Source organism: Oleiphilus sp. HI0043 (assembly GCF_001634935.1).
Map to the genome: position 1 here is coordinate 1 of NZ_LWEY01000174.1, position 1,013 is coordinate 1,013.

The 1,013-nt window shown below is 46.5% G+C and carries 2 protein-coding genes; one reads left to right on the top strand and one right to left on the bottom strand.

What is annotated here, in order from left to right; genetic code table 11:
- A partial coding sequence (locus A3729_RS03135; protein WP_255376371.1) for an argininosuccinate lyase occupies positions 1–609 on the top strand: 609 nt, incomplete at its 5' end.
- On the opposite strand, the gene A3729_RS03140 is transcribed toward A3729_RS03135, so the two are convergent.
- The coding region (locus A3729_RS03140) for a YbaN family protein (RefSeq protein ID WP_369820065.1) at positions 606–1,013 on the bottom strand (408 nt) is incomplete at its 5' end. The two genes, A3729_RS03135 and A3729_RS03140, sit on opposite strands and share 4 nt — an antisense overlap.

The following is a 1,013-nucleotide window of genomic DNA, read 5'->3' on the forward strand; positions in this document are numbered from 1 at the left end:
TTGTGGGCATCGGCTCAGTTTGATTTTATCGACTTGCCGGACCGCTTCTGTACTGGTTCGTCTATCATGCCGCAGAAGAAGAATCCAGATGTGCCAGAGTTGGTACGAGGCAAGTCGGGCCGGGTAACGGGTCATATGATTTCTCTATTGATGTTAATGAAGTCTCAGCCTTTGGCATACAACAAAGATAACCAGGAAGATAAAGAGCCATTATTTGATGTCTTGGATACCTTAAAAGGTTGTTTGAAGGCCTATGCTGATATGATTCCGGCGATTGAGGTGAAGGCTGAAAATATGAGAGAAGCAGCACGTAGGGGCTTTTCAACCGCGACTGACTTGGCTGATTATTTAGTCGTTAATGGTGTGGCTTTCCGTGATGCGCATGAAATTGTTGGTAAAGCCGTGGCATATGGTGTTGCTGAGGAAAAAGACCTTTCAGACATGACACTAGAAGAGTTGCAGGTGTTTAGCGATCAGATTCAAGAAGATGTATTTGACGTTCTGACGCTTGAAGGCTCTGTTAATGCACGAAATCACCTGGGCGGGACGGCACCTGCACAGGTTTCTGCTGCGGCTGACAGAGTTCTTGAAAAACTAGCTGCACGTTAACTTGTCGTGCCTGACTTGATTGGCAGGCGACAGATATAGGTTGTGACGCCGGCACCTATGCAGCTAAGCATAATGACGGCCCATAACTTGCCAATGATGAGTGCGGATAAAAGCATGCTTCCCCACATACATATTAGTATCCGGGTTCGAATGTTTTTGTCCAGGCCTTCGCCGCTTTTCCAAACTGAAATGATGGGGCCTAGCTTCGGGTGTTCGTGTAACCAGCGGTGAAAACGTTCCGATGAGTGAGTGAATAACCAGGCAGCTAATAGTAAGAAAGGTGTTGTCGGTAATATCGGCAAGAAAATACCAATCACGCCAAGGATGACGCAGAGCCACCCCAAGGAGGCAATAAGTATTTTGACGCTGCCTTTCATTACTACTTTCCTGACAAATACATTTAC